Origin of the sequence: Candidatus Paraluminiphilus aquimaris, from assembly GCF_026230195.1 — a bacterium.
Taxonomy (GTDB): domain Bacteria; phylum Pseudomonadota; class Gammaproteobacteria; order Pseudomonadales; family Halieaceae; genus Luminiphilus; species Luminiphilus aquimaris.
In genome coordinates, this window is record NZ_CP036501.1 from 943,514 (window position 1) to 966,804 (window position 23,291).

Consider the following 23,291-nt stretch of genomic DNA (forward strand, 5'->3'; position numbering starts at 1 on the left):
TGGAGTAGGGGCTCATGCAAAACGAGCAGCGATTGATTTGGGTTGATATGGAGATGACGGGTCTCGATCCGGATGAAGACGTCGTGATCGAGATCGCCAGCATCGTGACCAACACTGACCTAGAGGTGCTGGCAGAGGGGCCGGTAATAGCGATTCATCAAAGCGATGCGACGCTTGCTCGCATGGATGAGTGGAATACCCGAACGCATGGCGAGTCAGGGTTGATCGATCGTGTGCGGGCGAGCTCATTTGATGAGGCGGCGGCAACAGAGCTGACGCTCCAATTTTACAAGGAATGGGTTGAGCCCAATACGTCACCGATGTGCGGTAACTCCATCGGCCAAGATAGGCGATTTATGGCGAGGCACATGCCCGAGCTTGCGGCGTTTTTTCACTACAGAAATCTCGATGTAACGACACTTAAATTACTCGCTGGCTATTGGCGCCCTGACCTTCCAGCGCATCCAAAGAAAAATGCACATGAGGCACTGGCTGATATTCGGGAGTCCATCGAGGAGTTACGGTATTACCGGGGCCAGCTGATCCAAGGTTGAGAGACCCAAGCATTCCCCGTTATGCCGCTCTGCCTCACCGGGATTGATCTGAAGCGGGGTCAAATTGCACTGCCATGCTCTGTAATGAATCGTCTCGCGCCGCGTGTTGTGTCAGCGCCCAAGCCACATGCTCTCTCACGAGCTCAGAGGGGTCATTTTCTCGCGATTTTAATGCGCCGATAACGGAGCTTGTAGAGTCTGCATTGCCCAGTGCAATAGCGATATTGCGCAACCATCTCTCATGCCCTATGCGGCGGATCGGCGATCCTTGAAGTTGTTGCTCGAACTCCTCTTCGGTCCACATAAACAGTGAGGCCAAGTCTGGGTTGGCAAGGTCACCGCGCGGTTCAAAGTCGGATTCTTTACTGAGAGAGGCGAATTTATTCCACGGGCAAACAAGCTGGCAGTCGTCACAGCCGTAAATCCGATTTCCCATTTTTGCTCGAAGAGCAGGGTCGATGGAGCCTTTGTGTTCGATGGTGAGATAGGAGATGCAGCGCCGAGCATCAAGAACAAAGGGCGCGACAAAGGCGCCGGTCGGACAGGTGTCGAGGCAGGCGGTGCAGGTGCCGCAATGCTTTTCACGCTTGGGTTCAGAATGCGCAAGCGCAATGTCAGTGTAGATTTCGCCGAGAAAAAACCAAGATCCTGCCGATTCGTTGATGAGCATAGTGTTCTTCGCGATCCAGCCCATACCCGCTTGCTCGGCGATGGCGCGCTCAAGGACTGGCGCGCTGTCGACAAACGCACGGAACTCTCCGGATGCGAGTTCAGTACGAATGCGCTCGGCCAGTTTCGCCAGTCGGCTCCGGATCAGTTTGTGGTAGTCGCGACCCAATGCGTACCGAGAGATGAATCCTCGCTCGCTCGAGGCGATGACTTGCCAGGAATCAGCGGCCTCGGGTAAATAATCCATACGACATGAGATTACCGTACAGGTGCCTGGAATCAATTCGTTCGGGCGGCTGCGCTTGGTCCCGTGCCGCGCCATCCAGGACATCGTGCCCTCGTAGCCGGCATCGAGCCATTTTTGTAGGTAGCCTTCGTGCTCGCCTAAATCGACTCCGGTAAAGCCGATATCCTGAAAGCCGAGTTCGCTCGCCCAGCCGCGTATCGTGGCTATTATTTCTTTATCGTTTGCTGTATTCACCGAAACATTGTGACAGATAAGGGGTGCAGCGAGGTACACTTCGCGCATGATGACCGAACCACCCATTTTGGCGATCTTACGCGATGAAAGTGAGACAGTTGCGCTGGGGAGTACATTGAGTAGCGCGCTTGTGCCGGGAGCTGTTGTGTTTCTCGAGGGTGATTTGGGTGCGGGCAAGACCACGCTGACACGGGGTGTTCTCAGGGCGCTTGGTCACGAAGGTGCTGTAAAGAGCCCGACTTATACCTTGTGCGAACCTTACACACTCAGGGATAGCCAGCATTTTTGCCACTTCGATTTGTATCGGTTGTCGGATCCCGAAGAGCTTGAGTTTTTGGGGTTCAGAGACTATTTGGCAGGAGAGGCGATCTTGTTCATCGAATGGCCAAGCCGCGGCGCTGGTTGGTTGCCAAAACCTGACGTCACGGTCACTCTTACTGCGCGAGGTGAGGGTCGCGAGATCACACTCACCGCAGGCACAACAAAGGGTGTGGGTATTCTCGAGAGTTTCAAAGGGGCGAGCTCGTGAAAGCGGGAGCGAATTTACGGGGCAAGGCGCTACTTATCACGCTGGCGTTATTAGTCATGCTGGCACTGTTGGTTGCGCCGGTAAAAGCGAGTCCGAGCGTTGAAGTTAAAGACGTTCGCTTGTGGCGTGCACCCGATCACACGCGAATCGTCCTCGACCTTACAGGCCCCACAAGCCACAGTGTAATGGAGCTCAAAGGGCCTGATAGGCTTGTTCTTGATGTGAAGAGCGCATCCCTACAGGGCGTACTAACGGATCTGCCGCTAGAGGGAACACCGATAACGCGGGTTCGTTCGGGCATAAGGGGCGGCGAAGATCTTCGCGTTGTTTTTGATCTCGCCTCCAGCATCAAGCCTGCAAGCTTTGAGTTGAAGCCTAATGAGCGGACAGGCCACCGTTTAGTGCTCGATTTGTATGATATCTCTGCATCCGATAAGACTGCTCCGCCCGCTGTGCCCGCCATAACAGTGGAGCAAGTAGACACACGTCGTCCTGTGGTCGTCGCCATTGATGCCGGGCATGGCGGTGAGGACCCCGGCGCATCGGGACCCAACAAGCTCAGAGAAAAGAACGTCGTGTTGGCGATCGCACAGCGCCTGAAGAAAAAGCTCGAAGCATCGCCCAAATACCGCCCAGTCATGATTCGATCGGGCGATTATTACGTGAGCTTGAAGGGGCGTCGTGAGTTGGCGCGAAAACATCAAGCGGACTTATTTGTGTCGATTCACGCTGACGCATTTACCCACCCGTCCGCTAATGGCGCTTCGGTCTATGCACTCTCGAGGCGAGGCGCGTCATCAACCGCCGCACAGTTTTTGGCCGACAAAGAAAATGCGGCGGACTTAGTGGGTGGTGTCGCTGTTTCAGAAATGGACGACGTTCTCGCCGGCGTACTGACTGATTTGTCGATGACCGCTACCTTGGATTCAAGCTTGAGCGTTGGTAAAGAGGTGCTGGAGGAGATGGGTGGCTTTGCAAGGCTCCACAAAAAGCAGGTCGAGCAGGCCGCTTTTTCAGTACTCAAGTCGCCCGATATTCCGTCGATACTGGTTGAAACCGGGTTTATTTCAAACCCCAAGGAAGCAAAGTCGCTAAACACCGGCTCCTATCAGGAGAAAATGGCCACGGCTATTTACCGTGGTGTAGATCGATGGTTCGAGGCCTACCCGCCGCCGGGTACGGTTTTTGCCCGTAAATCAGACGCTGTTGGCACCCCTCGAACAGTGACCGTCGCACGAGGCGATACACTTTCTGATATTGCGCGTCGTTACGACGTGTCGGTCGGTGATCTGCGCGCGCTCAATGCGCTCAGTTCGAGTACGATTCGAGTCGGTCAAGTATTGCGACTTCCGGAGTCCGGCTGATGTCTGCGCCTAAAATACGCCAACTCGATAATCGTCTCGCCAACCAAATAGCTGCCGGGGAGGTAGTAGAGCGCCCGGCCTCGGTGGTGAAGGAGTTGCTGGAAAATGCAATCGATGCCCACGCTCGGGTTATTACCATCGACATTGAAGAGGGCGGGGTTAAGCGAATTCGAATTACGGATAACGGTGTCGGCATTGCTGAAGAGGACCTGACGCTGGCCCTCGCACGTCATGCAACGAGCAAGATTGCGTCTATTGACGATTTAGAGGCTGTTGCAACGCTTGGATTTAGAGGAGAAGCATTGGCCTCTATCGCCTCGGTTTCAAAACTGTCGATCACGTCCAACACAACGGATCTACCCGCGAATGGCCGCGCAGCTTATTGTGAGGGGCGCGACATGCAGGTCAGCGTCTCGCCGCAAGCTCACCCACTTGGCACCACTCTCGATATTCGAGACCTGTTTTACAATACGCCCGCCAGGCGAAAGTTTCTTCGCACACAACGCACGGAATACGTGCGCATCGAGGAGGTGGTCAAGCGAACGGCGCTTGCTCATCCAGATGTAGCGTTTGTGCTCTCGCACAACGGCAAAGTGATTCACCGGCTGCCTGCGGGTTCTTCAGATTCAGATCTTCAACGGCGCGTCATTGGTGTTTGCGGTGATGCCTTTGCGCATCAAAGTGTTGTTATCGACCGAGTGGCGCACGGCTTATCGCTTCGGGGCTGGGTTGGATTACCGACCTTCTCGCGTGCGCAAGCAGATTTGCAGTATTTTTTTGTGAACGGCCGCGTCGTAAAGGACAAAGTCATCACGCACGCAGTTCGTCAGGCTTACCGCGATGTTTTGTATGGGGGGCGGCACCCCGCTTATGCATTATTTCTCGAGCTCGACGCTAACCGGGTTGACGTCAACGTACACCCGACCAAGCATGAAGTTCGATTTCGTGACAGCCGCTCTGTGCACGGGTTTGTTTTTAGTACGTTGGGGCGAACCCTGGCCGAGGTCAGACCGGGGGATCATGCCAATGACGCCACTGTGCCTGCGCTTGAGACTTCCTCGTTTGAGCAAGTACCGATGGGGCTTGAGGTTCCAAGGAACCTGTCGGTTGGCGCACTGGATTACCCGGATGCCGAGGTATCAAGTTCCGGCACCTCCACGATATCTGATTCGCGCGCTCAAACGCCTCAGTCATTTGCACAAACTGCGTTCTCTCGCGGGTCCCGCCCACTCGATGCCGCGCCGATGGCAGCTGCGTCGGGGGAAGAGGTACCGCCACTGGGCTTCGCTGTGGCGCATTTGCATGGGGCTTACGTCGTGGCACAAAATGCTAATGGCATGGTCTTGGTCGATGCGCACGCGGCACATGAGCGCATCACCTACGAGCGTTTAAAGTCTGCGCGAGCCTCTCACGGTCTCGCGAGGCAACCGCTGCTCGTACCCATTTCACTGCATCTTTCGAGCACTGAAATGGCGTCATTTGAGGAGTTTTCCTCTGCTTTCGATAGTTTGGGTTTGGTCATTGAAATCGCCGGTGAAGACAGTGTTTTGATTCGAGAGATCCCGGTTATTTTAGCCCGCGATAACGCAGAGCAACTGGTGCGCGACGTCCTCGCTGATTTGGCTGAGGTAGGGCATAGCGATCGATTATCTGCGCGGATCGACGAGATATTGGCCACCATGGCCTGTCATGGTGCCGTTCGCGCTAATCGAGCACTCTCTATTGGTGAGATGAACGCCCTGCTTCGCGACATGGAGGTCACACAGAACTCGGGTCAGTGTAATCATGGCCGACCAACATGGGTGCAACTTAGCCACGACGAGCTCGATAAGCTGTTCTTGCGAGGCCGGTAAGTGACAGATCCGCTACTTTGCATCATGGGTCCCACCGCTGCGGGGAAAACCGATGCCGCAATTGCACTTGCACAACAGTGTCATGCCGAGCTGATTAGCGTTGACTCGGCCCTTGTATACCGCGGCTTAGAAATCGGCGCCGCTCAACCCGATTACCCTCATCATCTCATTGATATTCGTGATCCGTTGGAAGTCTACACGGCAGCAGATTTTGTGGACGGTGCCTTGGAGGCAGCTGAAGACGTCCGTGCTCGCGGGAAAGTGCCTATTTTCGTCGGCGGTACCATGATGTATTTCAAAGCGCTCCTTGACGGCCTCTCGGAGATGCCGGCTTCCGACCCTGATGTTCGTGCAGCAATCGAGAAAGAGGCAATCGAGCAAGGGTGGCCAGAAATGCACCGGCGGTTGCAGGTAGTTGATGCGATAACCGCCGAAGCCTTACATCCGAATCACAGCCAGCGGATATCTCGGGCGCTCGAGGTGTACCGTCAAACTGGGGTTCCCATGAGTCAGTGGCGTGAGCGCTCCCAGGGACAAAAGCGAGCTGCTATTTGTGTGGCACTGGCACCTGCAGAGCGACGCACCCTGCATGAGCGGATCGAGCATCGCTTCGACGACATGCTTGCCAACGGGTTCCTTGAGGAAGTTGCAGCGCTATATCAGCGTGGCGATCTGCACGTCGATTTACCGGCTGTTCGTGCGGTGGGGTATCGACAACTTTGGTCACATTTGTCGCAGGAGTATTCGCTTGAAATCGCCAGAGAAAAGGGCATTGCGGCAACTCGGCAGTTAGCTAAGCGTCAAATTACGTGGCTTCGCGGCTGGTCTGGTCTACACTGGTTAGACAGCGGCGCAAAAGATGTACAAGAGCAGGTCAAAGCGCGGTTTCGGAACTACCTGTAGGCACCGCTGTCGTAGTAGACTACGCGCCCCCAATTTTGGGGATATTGGGCCGCCTCGTTTTTTGCGGCCGCTGACATTTTAAGGAGCACCCATGTCAAAAGGGCAAACGCTACAAGACCCTTACCTCAACGCACTCAGAAAAGAGCGCGTTCAGGTATCCATATACCTCGTAAACGGCATCAAGCTTCAAGGCCAAATCGAGTCGTTCGATCAATTTGTCGTGCTGCTCAAAAACACCGTTTCGCAAATGGTGTACAAGCACGCTATCTCAACTGTGGTCCCCGCACGCAATGTACGTATCCCCATCGCGGCGAACGAGGAAGAGGCTGCATAACATTGAGTCTGAACGCGGCGCTGTTAAACGCGTAGCGAACGTCAATGTTTTTTGAACTCCACTCGGGTGGCGAACGCGCCGTACTTGTTCAAATCGCCATCGATGGTGGTGCGAATGAGCCTGATCTAGGCGAATTTATTGAGCTTGTTCGCTCTGCGGGCGGCGAGCCAGCATCTGTTGTTCGCGGATCCCGCCGCACGCCCACGGCGAAATATTTTGTGGGTCAAGGGAAGCTAGATGAGATCGCTGAAGAGGTCGCCAATGCGGAGGCCGAGCTCGTCGTTTTTAACCACGCACTATCGCCGAGCCAGGAACGTAATCTAGAGGCGTATCTCCAGTGTCGCGTCATTGCCCGCACGGGTTTAATCCTCGATATTTTCGCGCAACGTGCGCGTACCCATGAGGGCAAGCTGCAGGTGGAGCTTGCGCAATTGAAACACGTTAGCACGCGCTTGATTCGCGGATGGACTCACCTCGAGCGTCAGAAAGGCGGAATTGGTCTGCGTGGCCCGGGTGAGACGCAACTCGAGACGGATCGGCGCTTATTGCGCGCACGCGTGAGCACCATCGAATCGCGGTTAGATAAAGTGCGGCAACAGCGAGCTCAAAATCGCCGGGCGCGGCAGCGCGCAGAGGTGCCGCTGGTATCGTTGGTGGGGTACACAAATGCGGGTAAATCGACGCTGTTTAACACGTGGTCTGAGTCCGGTGTCTATGCGGCTGATCAGCTATTTGCCACACTCGATCCAACGTTGGCGCGTGTCGAAGTTGAGGGCTTGGGCGGCGTTATTATTGCTGACACTGTCGGTTTTATTGCCGACCTCCCACACACTTTGGTGGAGGCATTTCGAGCGACGCTGGAAGAGACGCTGAACGCGTCGCTCTTGATACACGTCATCGATGTGGCCGCAGATGATAGAGCGTTTTTAAAAACGGAGGTTGAGTCTGTTCTCGAGGAAATCGGCGCTGGCGACATACCTCAGCTTGTTGTGTACAACAAAATTGATTTGTTGGAACGTGAGCCCCGGATAACGCGTGACAGCGATGGAACACCCGATACGGTGTCTGTGAGCGCGAAAACGGGGGAGGGTCTCGACTTGCTCCGCGATGCGATTGGTGAGCGTCTGGCGGGGCGCTTTTTCACCGGATGTGTAGAGATAACCCCCATGCAGGGTAAGCTAAGAGCGGCCTTGTATGAGTTGGGTGCTATTCAGGCGGAGGAGTGGCTGGACAACGGTAACAGCACTTTAAATCTGCACTTGCCGGACGCTGATTGGGCGCGTTTGAAACAGCAGCACGGAATTTAGGCCTTGAAAGTGAATGACAGGCCCCCAATCTATAAGCTTTTGTTAGACTGTGTGCATATTTAACCGAGGAAACGACTATGTCATGGAATGAGCCCGGTGGCGGTAACCGCCAGCGCGATCCCTGGGGCGGGAAAGATCAAGGACCGCCGGATCTCGATGAGGCGTTGCGAAAACTCCAAGATCAGTTAAACGGTCTCTTCGGTGGGCGCTCCGGCGGTGGTAGCTCAAAAGGTGCCGGTGGCTTGATCGGCATCCTTGCGATCATCGCTGTAACGGTTTGGGGCCTCATGGGCCTTACGCAAATAGGCGAACAGGAGCGGGCAGTGGTTCTGCGACTGGGTGAATATAACCGCACAGCACAGCCGGGTTTGTTTTGGTATCCCCGCGGCATCGATACGATAAGCCGGGTGAATATCACACAGGTCCGCGCTGCACAGTTTCGCGAGACGATGTTGACGCAAGACGAGAATATCGTCGATGTCAGCATGTCGGTGCAGTACGTCATTAACGATCCCAAAAACTTCGTTCTTGAAGTGCGTGACCCGGAGCGATCACTCCAGCATGCGGCGCAAAGTGCACTGCGTCACGTTGTTGGTGACGGCACCATGGCCTTGGTGTTAACGGAAGGTCGAGCTGAGATTGCGGTGGAAGTGCGTGACAGGCTGCAGCAATACCTCGTTGCCTACACGACGGGCATCACGGTGCAAAAGGTTAACATCGACGACGCCAGCCCACCCTCGCAGGTGCAAGAAGCATTCGACGACGTGATTAAAGCGCGTGAGGATGAGGAGCGCGTGAAGAACGAAGCTGAGTCCTACGCTAACGGCATCGTTCCAGAGGCGCGGGGTCGTGCACAGCGTATTAAGGAGGAGGCCGAGGCCTACCGACAGCAAGTCATCGCTAAGGCTACGGGTGAAGCGCAGCGTTTCGATCAGTTACTTTCTGAATATGAAAAAGCACCTGAAGTAACGCGCGAGCGACTCTACATCGATGCACTGGAATCTGTTTTGACCAATACAAGCAAGGTAATGGTCGACGTAGAGGGCGGCAATAACATGATGTATCTACCGCTCGATAAGTTGGTCCCCGGTGGTGGGAATTCGGCGACCCCAGGTTCAGCGGTAAACCGCGGGTTGTCATCGCAGCAGTTGAGAGAGGTTACCGATGCGGTAACGGAGCAACTTCGCCGTGATCTTGGAAGCCGAAATGGACGAGGAGGGCGCTAATCATGTCTAGATCTAATTTACTTGGAACCCTCTTGTTCTTGGGCTTTATCGTCTTGAGCAATTCGGTATATGTCATTAGCGAGACGCAGCGAGGCGTTCTTCTGAAGTTTGGTGAGGTTGTGAAATCGGACCTTGAGCCGGGGCTCCACTTCAAAACGCCCTTTGTGAATTCGGTGCGGAAATTCGACGGACGGATTCTGACCGTTGATTCGACTCCTGAGCGTTTCTTTACACAGGAGCAGAAGCAACTCATCGTCGATTCGTACGCGAAGTTCCGTGTGGTCGATACTGCTAAGTATTACACGGCAACCAGTGGCGAGGAGTTCCGCGCTGCCGCTCTCCTGTCACAGCGGATCAACGATGACCTGCGTAACCAGGTGGCGGGTCGCACCGTTCAAGAGGTGGTGTCGGGTGAACGTGATCAATTGATGGAAGCGGTGAAAGCGCGACTGAATGAGACCGTACTGGCTGAGCTCGGTATAGAGGTCATTGATGTGCGCGTAAAAAAGATCGATCTGCCGAATGAGGTCTCGCAGTCGGTCTATCGCCGGATGAATGCCGAACGGGAAAAGGAAGCGCGTGAACTTCGTTCGGAAGGTAAGGAGATTGCTGAAGGCATGCGAGCCGAGGCCGACCGAAAGGTAACAGTGATTGAGGCGGAAGCGGTTAGAGATGCGGAAATCATCCGTGGTGATGGTGATGCGACGGCTACTCGAATTTATGCTGACTCGTTTAATCGCGACCCCGAGTTTTATGCATTCACACGAAGTCTCAACGCCTATCAGCAGACCTTTTCTACTGGCAGCGACATCATGCTCCTCCAGCCTGATAGTCAGTTCTTCCAGTATTTAAGAGATCCCAAAGCAGGGAAGTAATCTTCCACTGTATATCTAAGGCCGTACCGGTGATAATACGCGGGTTCGGCCTTTTTTTTGCGCGCACTACCTCAGCTTTTATAGCTTGGAACTAAGACATGAGTGACACAACACGATGGTTGCTCCCAAATGGGATCGATGAGCTTTTGCCTGAACAGGCGAGCCGTGTTGAGCATTGCCGTCGAAGGCTCCTCGATATCTGCACCGGATGGGGGTACGAGTACGTGGTTCCCCCGCTGGTGGAGTTTACCGATTCGCTTCTTGTGGGACTGGGTGCGGATCTTGATGAGCTCACCTGTAAGTTCGCTGACCGAGAAACCGGCAAAACCCTCGCTGTGCGCGCCGACATCACCCCTCAAGTGGCCAGGATTGACGCGCATAGTTTGGGTCGCGAGGGCGTTACTCGACTCAGTTATGCCGGGTCGACGCTAAAAAGCGTAGCCAACTCGATACCAGCGGATCGCAGCCCTGTGCAACTGGGTGCGGAAATTTTTGGCTCTGCTGACATCGAAGCGGACACAGAGGTTGTAAATTTACTCTTGTCGTTGGTCACCCAAAATGGATTGTCGGGGGTGACTTTTGATATAGGTCACGTCGCGTTTTGTGATCTTGTGCTGGACACCACTACGCTTAGTCCTGACCAGCGAGAAGAGGTTCTCTCGCTGCTGGCACGCAAGGCGTCTTCTGAATTAGAGCGTCTCGTAATGACGCTGCCCCAAGTAGATGAGCGCGAGCGAGTGCGTCTACTTGCAAGTATGCATGGTGGGCGCGATATCCTCTCGCTGGCGAGACAAGGTTTTGCAGACGTGCCGGGCGTCGATTCGCTGATGGACGAGCTCGAGGCAGTATTGGCCTGCTGCGATCGCTACGCGGACGTCAATATTTACATCGATCTGACTGAGGCACATGGTTACCGCTATCACTCAGGGGTTGTGTTTGCGTTGTATGCAAAAGAATTGGGCGCCCCGATTGCAAAAGGCGGCCGCTACGATGGTGTTGGGGAAGCCTTTGGTCGTTCGCGCCCTGCAACGGGCTTTGCGATTGATTTGAAAGCGTGGTCCGTGCTCGCTGAGATGCCCGTTAGTGGCGGTAGCTACGTGGCCTCGCCGGCCGTTGATTGCAGTGAGCTGCTTGTTCAAGAGGCAGACTTGAGACGCACCGGTGCCATCGTTATTAAGTCCCTCGGAGATATCATTGATCCCCGATGTTCACAGCAACTTGTTCGAATTGAAGGAAAATGGCTGTTAAAGCCAGTGGAGAAAAAATAATGGGTCGTAATGTGGTTGTGCTCGGCACGCAGTGGGGTGATGAGGGCAAGGGCAAAATTGTTGACTTGCTCACTGAGCAGGCGGCTGCCGTGGTTCGCTTCCAGGGCGGACATAACGCAGGCCACACACTGGTCATAGACGGTGAGAAGACCGTCTTGCATGTGACGCCCTCGGGCATTCTTCGCGAGGGTGTTGAGTGTCTCATCGGCAATGGTGTTGTGCTCTCAGCTCAGGCGCTCTTGAAGGAGATTAAGCAGCTTGAGGCGCGAGGTGTTCCGGTTCGAGAGCGGCTTAAAATCTCTTCGGCGTGCCCACTCATTCTTCCCTACCACGTAGCGTTAGATCAGGCGCGTGAAGCAAAGCGTGGCAAGAAGAAAATCGGGACCACTGGCAGGGGCATCGGACCTGCTTACGAGGACAAGGTTGCACGACGCGGACTTCGCCTTGGGGATCTGAGAGACCGAAAGCGATTTACAGATACGCTTCGCGAAGTTCTCGACTACCACAATCATTCGCTAGTGCATTACTACGGCGCTGAGGCCCTCGATTTTGACGAGGTGTTGGCAACAGCGCTTGAAGAGTTTGAACAGTTGCTGCCTATGATGGCAGACGTCACGACGCGCCTCCATGAGCACCGTGAAGCAGGTGCGAACATTATGTTCGAGGGAGCACAGGGCTCACTTCTGGATATCGACCACGGGACGTATCCTTTCGTTACGAGCTCAAACACCACAGCGGGTGGAACGGCGACCGGTTCGGGTTTTGGTCCACTTTATCTTGACTACGTATTGGGTATTACTAAGGCGTACACGACTCGGGTCGGTTCGGGCCCTTTCCCAACAGAACTTTTTGACGATGTCGGTCGGCGGCTTGCTGAACGCGGTAACGAGTTCGGCGCCACGACTGGGCGTCCTCGTCGATGCGGTTGGTTCGATGCAGTTGCGCTGAAAGCCGCCGTTCAAATTAACTCTATTTCGGGGCTGTGCTTGACCAAACTCGACGTTCTTGATGGCCTCGAGCAGATCTCGATTTGCGTTGGCTATACCGATGCGCAGGGGAACGAGATGATGGGGGGAGCTGAAAATTATGACGATCTGCATCCCGTCTATGAGCAAGTACCGGGTTGGACAGAGTCCACTGTTGGCGCGCAGCGGGTAGAAGACCTTCCCCCGGCGGCAGTGAGCTATATAAAGCGGCTCGAAGCCTTGGTCGGCGCACCCATTGACATTATTTCCACAGGGCCCGATCGTGCAGAGACGATCGTACTGAGGAATCCTTACGCCTGATGTTCACGCTGACGAAAGTTCTCTCGCTTTTTGTCTACCCACTCTCATTGGGCGTATTCCTGGTTGGTCTCTCGCTGCTGTGTCAGCTGCGTGGCAACCGTGCTGCAGCCGGTCTTTACACCTTTTTTGCGCTCGCGGTGCTCTATTACCCCTCGACCGAGTTTGGGGTGGAGGCACTTGCCAAGCCGCTTGAAGCCCGCTATCCCGCGTTTTCGCCCGAGGAGTTGCCAGAGGGCGATATTATTGTTGTCTTGGGCGGAGGGATTGAGGCCGAGGGTTATTTCGGGCGCTGGGGTGATTTGAATCATGCCGCTGATCGTGTCGTCTCAGCCGCTGAACTTTGGCATGCAAACAAGGCCGCAAAGATTGTGGTCAGTGGAGGCGCCACTAACGGTCCTGTCTCAGAAGCGCGCCGTATGAGCGATTTGTTGGAGCGCTTGGGTGTGCCTGCAGCCGCCATTAGCCTGGAAGAAAAGAGCTTAAACACCGAGGGAAATGCCCGAGAAGTGTCGGCTATGGCAAAGGCAAATGCTCAACACGTGTTGCTTGTGACGTCCTCTGTGCATATGCGGCGTGCCTCAGCACTTTTCGCCGCCTATGGCTTCAAGGTTACTGCGGCGCCAACAGATCATCGTGTCGCGCGGTACCCCGGCGCCGTGCCCGGCTGGATGCCGCAAATCAAACATCTCGATACGTCGACTGCTGCCATTCACGAGTGGGTAGGCTACTGGGTTGGTAAGCAACTGGGCAGTTTTGAATCGACAACGGACGATACGGTAGAGGTCGCCGACTAAGACATAATGGCAAAGGGGCGAGCTGTGTCTCGCGAAGCACGAATACTTAGTACGCTTTATTTCATCTAGCCACGCGATCTATAGCCGTCATTGCCGGCGCGTAAAACGCGATAATTGCAGGCACCCTACTACACAGATCACACTTCAGTATTTCTTGCTCTGCGCACACCCGTCTTGCGGGCCGTTACTAGGTCAGTAGAAGCTTAAGTGCGCTGTAGTTGTAGCCAGTCCAGCGTCGGAAAGCCCTGTAAAAACTGTTGACCTCTGCGTAACCGAGCTCCCAAGCAAGGCATTTGCCTGGAACCCAATCGCTAGCCAAGGTTTCCTCACAGCGATAGCGCCGCACGGCGTCTAGGATTTGCTGGTAGGTCAATGAATCTCGACGTAAACGGCGCCTGAGGGTAGTTGGACTGATTCGCAGGCTGTCTGACAAGGTGTCGGACCGGATGCGGCTCAAGTCGCCAATAAGCAAGGCGTCGATCACTCTAAGGGTGGTTTGAGAAAGGTTGCGAGGATTCGGTGCCTCAATAAACGTGAAGAGTCGCTCGGGCGGTTGTGGCGGGCTCTGCCTTAGCCTAAGTGCAAAAACCTCTTGGCCGTTACCCCATGCAAGTTGTGGGAAGTGAGCGCTGGTGCCTGGGTGTTCTTTTGACGCAGATGCGCCGGCGGTTAGAGTGTTTACTCTCATAATGACGTCCTTGTTGTTGTTACCCGTCCTTGGGTCTGTCCAACGTTACTCGTTTTATCTCTGCAGTAAAGTCGCTGATCACATTTGATCTCACGCGGATGACTGCCGTTTGATGCTCGTTATGGGATTCGTTTTCGAGCAAAGCGGCGAACTCGCAGGTTTCACTTGATTGTGAGCTAGCGCGCAACTAGCGTGTCAGTAATAAAGAAAAATAACGTATAGGTACTGGTATGAAACCGCTTGAGTCCGTCACCATTCTTGAGTTTTCCACGATGATTACGGCGTCGCTCGCTTCCATGATGATGGCCGAGCAAGGGGCGCGCGTAATCAAAGTCGAGCCAATGGAAATGGGTGATCCCATGCGCTACATCGGTGCGCGCAAGGCTGATATCTCCGCACTCTTTGCTAACTGCAATCGCGGTAAGGAATCCCTCCGTATCGACTTAAAATCGGCTGAGGGCGTTGAAACCATTAAAGCAATGATTCCCTCTGTTGACGTCGTCATCCACAACTTTAGGCCCGGTGTTATGGATAAGCTCGGGCTTGGCTCAGAGTGCTTGCGATCGATTAATCCAAAGCTAATCTACACAGCGATTTCAGGTTTTGGCACGAAGGGTCCCCTCAGTGGCGCGCCGGCTTACGACCCAATGATCCAGGCACATGCGGGTGTTGCTGCGGCTCAGGGGCGAGGCGATCAGCCTGCGTTTATGCGGACATTGTTGTGCGACAAAATCACCGGCTATACCGCATGTCAGGCTGTGACCAGCGCGCTGTTTATGCGTGAGCGGGTGGGAGAAGGTCAACACTTGGACCTGTCGATGATCGACTCTGGCTTGTTCTTCATTTTCCTAGACGGTTTTCAAAACGATACGTTGCTCAGCGACGACCACGAGCGTGGCCCCATGCTGATCGATATCCTGTACGACCCGTGGCTATGCAGTGATGGCAGTGTGATTATTTCGTTAGGTAGCTATGAGATTCAAAGGCGGTTTTTAACGGCAATCGATATGTCAGAGTTGCTCGAAGATCCGCGTTTTGACTCGTTTGAAAATCAGATTCGCAATATCAGAGAATTAAAGGCACTGGTTGCCCCACGCTGCGCTGGATTGACGTGCGACGATATGGTCGACCGTCTGCGGCTAGCCGATGTTCCTTGTGCAAAAGTGATGACGCGAGAGGAAGTTCTCTCACAAGAACAGCTTGCAGCGAACGGCACGGTTGAAATTTATGATCATCCGGTTGCTGGTTTGTCGCGGCGGGTACTGTCACCGCCCCTCTTTGGGGGTGAGAGGCTTGAGCCGGGAAGGGGTGCGCCCACCCACGGACAACACACGGATAGTGTTCTAGAGAGTTTTGGCCTAAGCGATGAGCGAGTTCAACACCTGAGAAACAACGCCGTAATAACCTAGCCCATTGATCGAGGGGTCGGCGGCGCAAAGCGACTTTTGTCGGTGCGCTGGTGCATTATTATATCGCTGTAGCAATGCGCTATAATAACGCCGCAGGTCGTCGACCGTGTTTTGGTCGGAGCCCGTATTGTTGTGGAAACGCTCCCGTGACTCGTGTCCTGTGTCATGCGACCTAGGCCGTGGTTGCACTGCAACATTTGTCGTTTTCTCATCAGTATGTTTGAGGTATTTGTCACGAAATCTTGCCTAGCGGGGGCAGTAGAGTGTCTGCTTAAGCCTGACTTTTAAGTCCTTGTTACACCGGTGTACTCGTTTGAAACAATCGTCAACATTCTGGGCATGTCTATTACTGGTTCTATTCAGTGAGTTTGTGTGGGCGGATCATGCAGAGCAGATTGACCAAGTGCGTATCGACGGTTCAAAAATAACGGTTTACGGGCGCTTCTTTGATTCGGCGAACACTCGGGTGACCTTTGGCGCAGAAGGTGCGTCTTATCCCTTTCTGCCTAGGGTGACCAATACCAGTGTTCGGGCTATCGAGTTGCAGCTCCCGTTTCAGCCGGTACCAGGGCAGTATCGGCTCACCCTCCAAGAGCCAGGCGAGGCTGAGTTGGACCTCGCTATAACCATTGGCGACGACGGTGTGTCAGCGGTCGCAGTCGCAAGTCCAACGGTGACGGTGGAGGATGGCGACTCAGTTTCATCTGAGGCCAATAGTTTGTCACCTGAGATTGTTGATGCTTGTCGTGGCGCTCCGGCGGCTTGTAATAGCCCCTCAGTTTTGACAGATGGCTCGCCATTTTGTGATGCCGTGGCGGATTTTGATCCCTTTCGAGGCTCACAGGCAATGACGATTGACGGTACGCAAGAGCTGTATCTCGATGAGAGTTTTACTATAGAGGCGCGCGTATTCACTAAAGGCTATGTTCGCTCTGGGATCTTGGTGGACAAGTACTCTGGCAACGCTCGGGGACGCGAGTATCGCCTTTCGGTTAATCGCGAAGGGTTGCTTAAAGCCTGGTTCTCCGTTGATGGCACGCTGAATCATGTACGCGCGTTATATTCAAATACGCCGGTTCCTAAAGACCAATGGGTACATGTTGCCAGCACATTCGATGGTCAAGTTATGCGGTTATACATTGACGGCGTGATGGCGGGCGAAGAAGCGATGCGCGGTCGTCCGGCGCAGTTGGGTTATCAGAATATTGCGATTGGCGGTAACAACTGTTGCGATGGCTATTATGAGGTTTTTAATGGCCTTATGGATGAGGTTCGGATCAGCAGCACAGTGCGCTACTCCGAGAGTTTTACGCCCCCAACGGAGGAGTTCGTTTCGGATAATAGTACGCTTTTGCTCCTGCCTTTTGATGAGTCCGGAAAGAACTTTGGGGTGCTGGGCGGAAAGGCGACGCTCACAGATTACAATCGCATCGTTCCCTGTTCAGCCCTCTGACCGCCTGGCAAAAACCACACGCAATTAAAAATCTCCTGACTAATATTGCCTCGATAACGTGATGTGGCATGCTCGTTGATACGAAACGGCAGCCCCTCGGTTTAAATGCGTGCGCTGTACAATAAAAATACTGGGAGAGACAGCATGCTTGAACATGACACGCTCATGGCCTACCTCGATCAATGGGCTGAGGAGAAGCCTCATGAAATATGGCTGCGCGATTTAAAGGGTGAGGGCAGCGACGACTACTCTTGGTCCGAAAGTCGTCGGCAGATTTATGCTGTAGCTGCAGCCCTAGAGCGCCGGTACGACAAAGACACAAAGATACTTCTCTTGTCTCGTAATCGCGCACACTGGTTTTTCGCCGACCTATCGATCATGGCCTCGGGGAATGTGAGTGTGGGTCTCTTTACGACGCTCAATGCTGACGTTGCCCAATACATAGCTGAGTTCAGCGAGGCGAAAGCCATTTTTGTCGGCGAGGCGGAAAACTGGTCAAGTGTTCGAGCTGTTTTATCTGACGATATCGATATTATTAGTTTGCCGGGCGTGGGTATACCTGAGGCGTCCCTGAGCTGGGATCAGTTAGTGGCGGAGGGTAACGGCGAAAGGCCGGCATTCCAGCCCAAGCACGACGACATGATCGCCCTTATTTTCACCTCTGGAACAACGGGTCGTCCCAAGGGTGTCATACAAACCCACGATAGCAATGTCATACCCATCAGGCGAGGCAGTGAGTTTTTGGGTATTGAGGCTGAGCCCAGCTATTTCTCCTATTTGCCCCTATCGCATCTTGCCGAGCGCCAAGTCATCGAGTTTACGGCACTTTGCCGAGGTGCCCCGGTAAGTTTTAACGAGGCTTTAGTGCACTTAGGTCGCGATATGCAGCGCACTCGTCCTACCTTCTTTTTTGGGGCGCCTCGCGTTTGGGAGCAGCTGCAGCAAGCCGTTATTGCAAAGTTTGGCGGTCGCGAAGCTTTTGATTCGGCGCAGGCCGCGGACCCTCAAAAAATGGCCGTTACGGTAAAAGCTGCCTTGGGGCTCGACCGGTGTGAGTTTCATCTGACGGGTTCAGCGCCCTTACCTTCGCCGCTTATGACTTGGTGGGACAGTGTGGGCATTTCCTTAATGGAGGGCTTTGGTCAAACCGAGGCAATGAGTTTGATCATTAGTCGCGAGGGGGAGCGCCGCCTCGGATCGCTGGGTAAGGCGCTTCCGGGCGTTGATATCAAGATTACCGACGAGGGTGAGCTCGCCATCAGAGCCGATGGTTGCACGCCGGGCTATTACAAGCAGCCCGAAAAGACAGCTGAGCTCATTCAGGATGGTTGGCTACACACGGGTGATCGATTTAGGCAGGATGAAGACGGGTTCCTTTATCTCACAGGACGAATCAAAGAGTACTTCAAAACCATTCAAGGGAAGTTTGTCGCGCCGACGCCGATCGAAGCGCAATTTGCTGGTAACAAGCATGTTGAGCAGCAATGTTTGTTGGGATTGGGTATGACGAAAACCGTCATGGTGGCAGTCGTGTCCCAGACAATGCGCAATGCACCTAAGACAGAAATTGAAGCATCGGTGCTGCAGACCTTAGAAACCATCAATGCAACACTCGACAAACACGCACGCATGGGCGGTGCTATTTTGAGCTACGAGCCTTGGAGCATCGAGAACGGCGTGCTAACGCCGACTTTGAAAATTAAGCGTGATCAAATCTCAGAGCGATTTGGGCATTTCGCTGCCCGGCTTGCGGTTGCGTCCGCAGAGCAGAAAACGTTGCTTGTAGAGTGGCACTAAGGCTAGTCGACTCGACCAGGTCGGTTAACGAGTCATAGCGCTAGCACTCTGGACGATTCCGAGCTTACCTCTGACTCCCAGCTTACCTTTGACTCTGGGCTTACCTTTTGTGCCCCCTGCGAATGTGACAATTTACTCCCATTGGTCTGTCGCTGAGGCTGAAATCTCGCACAGGCGCACCATTTGGGTGCTATCCTTATAACTGTTTGGAATGTGCAAGACATTGGCGCGTCTCCCTGTCTGACCCATGGATTGATTGTAAGTGGTTTTTCGATACCTCCTCGTTTTGTTGATAGGCATGTATGGCTTTGGACAAAGCCCTGGCGTGCTCGCTGCGCCCAGTGCTCAGGCTGTTCGTTTGGAGACAGTCCCTACCCTCGACGGAAGGGTGCTCAGCGATGCCGCGTGGGACCGACCGTCACTCAGTGGGTTCTGGCAGCAGCGCCCGATAGAGGGGACGCGCTCAACCCAAGAGACAGAGGTTTATATTGGCTACACGGAAACGACCCTATATGTCGGTATTGTGGCCTATGACAGTGACCCCTCGGGCATCATTATGGCGGATAGCCGCCGCGATGCGTCGCTTGAGAACGGTGATAATGTCAGCTTCATTATCGACAGCTTCATGGATCAGCAGAATGGACTGGTCTTTGGCACTAACCCTGCAGGAATTGAGTACGACGCGCAGGTAAGTCGCCAAGCCAGTGGCTCTATGATGGGGAGTGGTGGTTTCAACCTCAATTGGGACACGAACTGGCGTGTTGCTACCCATATTGGTGATTATGGTTGGTCTGCTGAGTTCGAAATCCCCTTTCGCTCGCTACGCTTTGGTAATCAGGATGTGCAAACCTGGGGCTTTAACTTTCAGCGAACAATTCGTCGCAATAATGAGATCGCATACTGGGCACCTATTTCACGCCAATACAGCTTGTCACGGCTCGCGGATGCGGGACGGGTGGCGGGTATAGAAGCGCCCGCTATGCGAAATTTCAAGATTACACCCTATCTCTTAGGGCGCGAGCGAACCGGAAATAGAATCGCCTCGTTGAGTGATCAAGATGGCGGCTTTGATATTAAATACAGCGTCACGCCGAGCTTGACGTTGGACGCGACGTACAACACCGACTTTGCGCAAGTGGAAGTTGATGAATTCCAAATAAACCTTGATCGCTTCAGCCTATTCTTACCTGAACAGCGCCCTTTTTTCCTAGAGAACTCTGCGCAATTCACGGTGGGAGATCCTGGTGAGATGGAGCTTTTCTTCAGTCGACGCATTGGTATAGCGGGTGACGGTAGCGCGATTCCCATCAAGGGTGGCCTGCGACTTTCAGGCAAGGTGGGCGATGCTACCAACGTGGGCCTGTTACATATGCAAGCCGATGAGGTGGCGGGTGTCGCTCCGCAAACCGACTTTAGCGTTGCGCGTGTGAGTCAAGAATTTGATAACCGCTCAAGCCTTGGCTTCCTCGTCGTCAATAAAGAAGAAAATGGCTCGCTCGACGGCGGTCCCAATCATTACAACCGAACCTATGCAGTCGATGGGCAGTTAGGCCTTGGTGACGATGCACTCCTTTCTGGTTTCGTTGCGAAGACGGACACGCCTGGGCTCAGTGGCGACGACATGGCGGTTCGACTGGCGGCTGCCAGCGATACCGAGGCTTGGTCTTTTGCCGGTAGCGTGACGCATGTTGGCGAGAACTTTAATCCTGAAGTCGGTTTCCTTCGCCGCAAAGATTACACGCGTGTTGGCATCTTTGGACTCAATCGTTGGCGTGACGCCAGTTGGGATAACCTCCTTGAGATGAGGCCACACATTGCCTACCGCGGCTGGTGGGGTGGTGATGGCCTCTACGAAACAGGCTTTTGGCATGTCGATAACCACTGGGAGTGGAAGTCCGGCTTCGAGATTCACACAGGTGTTAACTTCCTGCACGAGGGTGTCCGTGAGTCTTTTGAATTTGCTCCGGGCTACGAGGTCGCAGCGGGGGATTACGACGATGAGGAGCTGCAGTTGGTGCTCATCACAGATGATAGTCAGCCCCTTTCTATGCGCGTGACCGCGAAGATTGGCGGATACTTTGGCGGGGATCGAGTGCAGGTGACGCCTGCGATTAATTATCGTGTGGGTGAGGTGTTTAATGCGCGGCTGGGTTGGACACTTAATGAGTTAAAGCGACCGGGCAACCCCGAGAAGCTTCGTATCAATGTCGGGTCGTTGCGTATGACATATTCATTCAGTCCGCAAATATCCCTTCAAGCACTCTTTCAGTACAACGACGCAACTGACGTGGTTGGCGCCAACCTGCGGTTTGCCTGGTTAACATCGGCAGATGCCGGGTTTTATCTTGTCTATAACGAAATGCGTGATGAGGATGTTGGGATGTTCACAGAAAAGCGTCGCGAGTGGATCCTCAAATTTTCGCATACCTTTGACTTGTTTAATTAAGCGCCACTTTGAGGGCATTGATGACCTCATATCGGCATCAATAAGTCGGCAGATGGGCCAGCGTTATTGGCCTTTAATCAGAAATCGAAGACGGCTGTGGCCTATCACAGTTCATGCATCTGATCCCGTTCATGGCTAGCTGAGCAAGGGGCATTTCAGCACGAAAAAAAACGCAGTTACGCTGACGCATAAAGTGTCACGGCAGTGTTTTTCGCCAGCGCGTTATCTTCACCGTTTCAAATAGGCCGGCGAGAGCGTAGGGGTCGTCAGCACAAAACGCTTGCGCAATGTCATCAGAGTCAAAGTCGATAATGAGAACGCTGCCCACCATTTCATCACGATCATTAAGCAGCGGACCTGCTGCGAATAGCGTCTCACCTAGAGTATTTATATAGGCAAGGTGTGCTTCGCGGTTATCGAGACGAGTTTGCAAATGTCCGGGCTTATCCGTGCACAGGATGTGGTAAAGCATGTGTACTCCGAGTTCAAAGTCATAGTGAGACGGGGTGATTCTACTCGCTTGCCCGATCAGTTAAACCTCGGGTGTGCGATATTGCCGGCTGTGAGATCGCCGCTGATCAACCATCCGGAAGTAAGAAGAGTGCGTACTGTCTTGCGGAGGCGGTCGCGGCTTTCTTTGTGCAGAAAATCGCTGACTGTTAATTACGCTCGTCACGCACCGGTGGTCCCACATGTCTTCATCTGAATCCCTTGTGTCACGTCTGCAACTCAATAATGAGTGGCATGCGCGGCCGGTCGCAACGATGCCGGCCCCCTTTCGGTGTACTCATCAGGTCATTAAGCGATCCGGACAAGCGACGGAAAGTCGAGACGCCTTCACACAGCTTTGTGCGCGGCACAGCCAGCCAGGTCCGAGCGAGGGTAGTCGCTACCATTTGGCTCAATTGGGATCAGCGCTCATTAAGTGGGAGGGGCACACGGAGGCGGACTCGATTACTTGTCTGGTGCCGGGTAATGGAGCGCCACTCTTTGGTGAGTCGGCAAATCAATTTGCGCCAAACGAAGTGGAGACCGTCTTTAGCGGTGAGCTTGTTTGTGGCGTCAATGTGGAGGTGCTGAAGCAATCGGTGGATAAGCTCGATATGGACTTCATCCGGTCGAGCCTGGGTTCCAATGAGATTTATGGCGGCCCGGTTGTCGATGGTAAAGCATCGCTTTGGACCAGCTTCCATCTCGACGCGGAGGGCTACTGCCGCATCGTATTGATTGATCACTCGCTGCCCGACACGGCGGTCGGTCGATTGCTGCAGCGCGTGTTGGAGACAGAGAGCTATCGACTGATGGCGGTCGAGGGGCTACCTGTTGCTCGCATGACAATGGCTGAACTCAATCAGCTTGAAAAAGAACTCGAGCCGCTCATGGATGAACTCATGCAGTCGTCTGACAATACTGACCACGAATCGTTATTTATGAAGCTTTCGAATATGTCGGCCCGTATGGAGCATCTTGCTGCCGAGTCGAGCTATCGGTTCGCTGCATCGCGTGCGTATTCGAGAATAGTCGAGCAGCGGTTAGCTGACTTGCGGGAGGATACCGGACTCCCGCAGCTGCGCTATTCCGCCTACTTGCTGCGAACGCTCCAACCCGCAATGCGTACCTGTGAGGCTGCAGAAAGACGAATCGAGGAGCTCGCCCAACGGGTGACACGCGCTATCACGTTGCAGAGCTCGGTGGTGGATCTCATCCGCACGCGGCAGAGTCATGCGATGATGAAAACGATGGGTGATCACTCAGCGACGCAGATTCGCTTGCAGCAGGCGGTAGAGGGCTTTTCTACCTTCGTTATTAGTTATTACGCCATGGGTCTGCTGGAGATTATGTTGGAAGCGGGTATTGCCGCACAGTTAATCGATGTGAACCCAAAAATCGTCCTCGGTATTACAGCCCCTATTGTTTTCTTCTCGGTCTGGGGGCTTACCCGCTGGACACGCAAACGGGTGACCCGCAGCTCGAAGTAGCATAATTGGGCGAGATAGAGTCCCGCCAATCTCCTTATTCCCTGTGTTGGCTTATTCCGTGTATTGGCTAATTCCG

At 54.0% G+C, this 23,291-nt stretch carries 20 protein-coding genes; 17 read left to right on the top strand and 3 right to left on the bottom strand.

Translation table 11 applies throughout. The features are described from left to right. Positions 1-14: 14 nt before the first annotated feature. Positions 15-554 (top strand): oligoribonuclease, encoded by a 540-nt coding sequence (gene orn / locus E0F26_RS04330; RefSeq protein WP_279242823.1) that lies wholly within the window; start codon positions 15-17, stop codon positions 552-554. A 34-nt stretch (positions 555-588) separates the two neighbouring features. Here orn and queG read toward each other — a convergent pair whose 3' ends face one another. Then, positions 589-1,770, bottom strand: coding sequence for a tRNA epoxyqueuosine(34) reductase QueG (gene queG / locus E0F26_RS04335; protein ID WP_279242824.1), 1,182 nt, complete (start codon positions 1,768-1,770; stop codon positions 589-591). Between queG and tsaE the strand changes: the two genes are divergently transcribed. The 11 genes from tsaE to E0F26_RS04390 all read left to right on the top strand — a co-directional run bounded on the left by tsaE (position 1,751) and on the right by E0F26_RS04390 (position 13,443). After that, positions 1,751-2,233 carry a tRNA (adenosine(37)-N6)-threonylcarbamoyltransferase complex ATPase subunit type 1 TsaE gene (gene tsaE, locus E0F26_RS04340; protein ID WP_279242825.1) on the top strand — a complete coding sequence of 161 codons (483 nt, stop codon included), beginning with the start codon at positions 1,751-1,753 and terminating at the stop codon, positions 2,231-2,233. The two genes, queG and tsaE, sit on opposite strands and share 20 nt — an antisense overlap. Before the next feature lie 56 nt (positions 2,234-2,289). Further along, positions 2,290-3,597: an N-acetylmuramoyl-L-alanine amidase gene (locus E0F26_RS04345; RefSeq protein WP_279243193.1), complete on the top strand. Its 1,308-nt coding sequence runs from the start codon at positions 2,290-2,292 to the stop codon at positions 3,595-3,597. Beyond that, entirely contained in the window at positions 3,597-5,450 is a 1,854-nt protein-coding gene (mutL, locus tag E0F26_RS04350; RefSeq protein WP_279242826.1) for a DNA mismatch repair endonuclease MutL, read from the top strand. The genes E0F26_RS04345 and mutL overlap by 1 nt, the downstream gene beginning before the upstream one ends. Next, positions 5,451-6,353, top strand: a complete 903-nt coding sequence (miaA, locus tag E0F26_RS04355) for a tRNA (adenosine(37)-N6)-dimethylallyltransferase MiaA (protein WP_279242827.1) — start codon at positions 5,451-5,453, stop codon at positions 6,351-6,353. It begins immediately after the preceding gene. Positions 6,354-6,444: 91 nt separating this feature from the next. Next, positions 6,445-6,687, top strand: a complete 243-nt coding sequence (gene hfq, locus E0F26_RS04360; RefSeq protein ID WP_009469913.1) for an RNA chaperone Hfq — start codon at positions 6,445-6,447, stop codon at positions 6,685-6,687. 44 nt (positions 6,688-6,731) lie between these two features. Beyond that, positions 6,732-7,994 (top strand): ribosome rescue GTPase HflX, encoded by a 1,263-nt coding sequence (gene hflX, locus E0F26_RS04365; RefSeq protein WP_279242828.1) that lies wholly within the window; start codon positions 6,732-6,734, stop codon positions 7,992-7,994. 77 nt (positions 7,995-8,071) lie between these two features. Then, positions 8,072-9,220, top strand: coding sequence for an FtsH protease activity modulator HflK (gene hflK, locus E0F26_RS04370; RefSeq protein WP_279242829.1), 1,149 nt, complete (start codon positions 8,072-8,074; stop codon positions 9,218-9,220). Between the two features lie 2 nt (positions 9,221-9,222). After that, entirely contained in the window at positions 9,223-10,095 is an 873-nt protein-coding gene (gene hflC, locus E0F26_RS04375; RefSeq protein ID WP_279242830.1) for a protease modulator HflC, read from the top strand. Between the two features lie 98 nt (positions 10,096-10,193). Further along, complete coding sequence (locus E0F26_RS04380; RefSeq protein WP_279242831.1) at positions 10,194-11,363, top strand: ATP phosphoribosyltransferase regulatory subunit; 1,170 nt, start codon at positions 10,194-10,196, stop codon at positions 11,361-11,363. Continuing rightward, a complete protein-coding gene (locus tag E0F26_RS04385; RefSeq protein WP_279242832.1) occupies positions 11,363-12,649 on the top strand; it encodes an adenylosuccinate synthase in 1,287 nt (428 codons plus the stop codon). Before E0F26_RS04380 ends, E0F26_RS04385 begins: the two co-directional genes overlap by 1 nt. Then, complete coding sequence (locus E0F26_RS04390; protein ID WP_279242833.1) at positions 12,649-13,443, top strand: YdcF family protein; 795 nt, start codon at positions 12,649-12,651, stop codon at positions 13,441-13,443. Before E0F26_RS04385 ends, E0F26_RS04390 begins: the two co-directional genes overlap by 1 nt. A 187-nt stretch (positions 13,444-13,630) precedes the next feature. Here the strand turns inward: E0F26_RS04390 and E0F26_RS04395 are convergent, their stop codons facing one another. Continuing rightward, on the bottom strand, positions 13,631-14,131 hold the full coding sequence (locus E0F26_RS04395) for a helix-turn-helix domain-containing protein (RefSeq protein ID WP_279242834.1): 501 nt from the start codon (positions 14,129-14,131) through the stop codon (positions 13,631-13,633). Positions 14,132-14,361: 230 nt separating this feature from the next. Between E0F26_RS04395 and E0F26_RS04400 the strand changes: the two genes are divergently transcribed. From E0F26_RS04400 to E0F26_RS04415, 4 genes are all read left to right on the top strand, one after another. Continuing rightward, positions 14,362-15,540 (top strand): CaiB/BaiF CoA transferase family protein, encoded by a 1,179-nt coding sequence (locus E0F26_RS04400; RefSeq protein ID WP_279242835.1) that lies wholly within the window; start codon positions 14,362-14,364, stop codon positions 15,538-15,540. A gap of 313 nt (positions 15,541-15,853) precedes the next feature. Continuing rightward, positions 15,854-16,993, top strand: a complete 1,140-nt coding sequence (locus E0F26_RS04405; protein ID WP_279242836.1) for a LamG domain-containing protein — start codon at positions 15,854-15,856, stop codon at positions 16,991-16,993. Positions 16,994-17,137: 144 nt separating this feature from the next. Next, positions 17,138-18,790 (top strand): AMP-binding protein, encoded by a 1,653-nt coding sequence (locus E0F26_RS04410; RefSeq protein ID WP_279242837.1) that lies wholly within the window; start codon positions 17,138-17,140, stop codon positions 18,788-18,790. 262 nt (positions 18,791-19,052) lie between these two features. Then, the gene (locus tag E0F26_RS04415; RefSeq protein ID WP_279242838.1) at positions 19,053-21,236 is read left to right on the top strand and encodes a carbohydrate binding family 9 domain-containing protein; all 2,184 of its coding nucleotides are present in this window, start codon (positions 19,053-19,055) and stop codon (positions 21,234-21,236) included. Positions 21,237-21,432: 196 nt separating this feature from the next. Here E0F26_RS04415 and E0F26_RS04420 read toward each other — a convergent pair whose 3' ends face one another. After that, positions 21,433-21,708, bottom strand: coding sequence for a YciI family protein (locus tag E0F26_RS04420; RefSeq protein ID WP_279242839.1), 276 nt, complete (start codon positions 21,706-21,708; stop codon positions 21,433-21,435). A 220-nt stretch (positions 21,709-21,928) separates the two neighbouring features. Between E0F26_RS04420 and E0F26_RS04425 the strand changes: the two genes are divergently transcribed. Then, positions 21,929-23,215 (top strand): DUF3422 domain-containing protein, encoded by a 1,287-nt coding sequence (locus E0F26_RS04425; RefSeq protein WP_279242840.1) that lies wholly within the window; start codon positions 21,929-21,931, stop codon positions 23,213-23,215. Positions 23,216-23,291 lie beyond the last annotated feature (76 nt).

Bases quoted from the DNA above. Each gene is read 5' to 3' on its own strand.
- orn (WP_279242823.1), top strand. From the start codon at position 15: ATGCAAAACGAGCAGCGATTGATTTGGGTTGATATGGAGATGACGGGT.
- tsaE (WP_279242825.1), top strand. From the start codon at position 1,751: ATGATGACCGAACCACCCATTTTGGCGATCTTACGCGATGAAAGTGAG.
- queG (WP_279242824.1), bottom strand. From the start codon at position 1,770: ATGGGTGGTTCGGTCATCATGCGCGAAGTGTACCTCGCTGCACCCCTT.
- E0F26_RS04345 (WP_279243193.1), top strand. From the start codon at position 2,290: ATGCTGGCACTGTTGGTTGCGCCGGTAAAAGCGAGTCCGAGCGTTGAA.
- mutL (WP_279242826.1), top strand. From the start codon at position 3,597: ATGTCTGCGCCTAAAATACGCCAACTCGATAATCGTCTCGCCAACCAA.
- hfq (WP_009469913.1), top strand. From the start codon at position 6,445: ATGTCAAAAGGGCAAACGCTACAAGACCCTTACCTCAACGCACTCAGA.
- hflX (WP_279242828.1), top strand. From the start codon at position 6,732: ATGTTTTTTGAACTCCACTCGGGTGGCGAACGCGCCGTACTTGTTCAA.
- hflK (WP_279242829.1), top strand. From the start codon at position 8,072: ATGTCATGGAATGAGCCCGGTGGCGGTAACCGCCAGCGCGATCCCTGG.
- hflC (WP_279242830.1), top strand. From the start codon at position 9,223: ATGTCTAGATCTAATTTACTTGGAACCCTCTTGTTCTTGGGCTTTATC.
- E0F26_RS04380 (WP_279242831.1), top strand. From the start codon at position 10,194: ATGAGTGACACAACACGATGGTTGCTCCCAAATGGGATCGATGAGCTT.
- E0F26_RS04385 (WP_279242832.1), top strand. From the start codon at position 11,363: ATGGGTCGTAATGTGGTTGTGCTCGGCACGCAGTGGGGTGATGAGGGC.
- E0F26_RS04390 (WP_279242833.1), top strand. From the start codon at position 12,649: ATGTTCACGCTGACGAAAGTTCTCTCGCTTTTTGTCTACCCACTCTCA.
- E0F26_RS04395 (WP_279242834.1), bottom strand. From the start codon at position 14,131: ATGAGAGTAAACACTCTAACCGCCGGCGCATCTGCGTCAAAAGAACAC.
- E0F26_RS04400 (WP_279242835.1), top strand. From the start codon at position 14,362: ATGAAACCGCTTGAGTCCGTCACCATTCTTGAGTTTTCCACGATGATT.
- E0F26_RS04410 (WP_279242837.1), top strand. From the start codon at position 17,138: ATGCTTGAACATGACACGCTCATGGCCTACCTCGATCAATGGGCTGAG.
- E0F26_RS04420 (WP_279242839.1), bottom strand. From the start codon at position 21,708: ATGCTTTACCACATCCTGTGCACGGATAAGCCCGGACATTTGCAAACT.
- E0F26_RS04425 (WP_279242840.1), top strand. From the start codon at position 21,929: ATGTCTTCATCTGAATCCCTTGTGTCACGTCTGCAACTCAATAATGAG.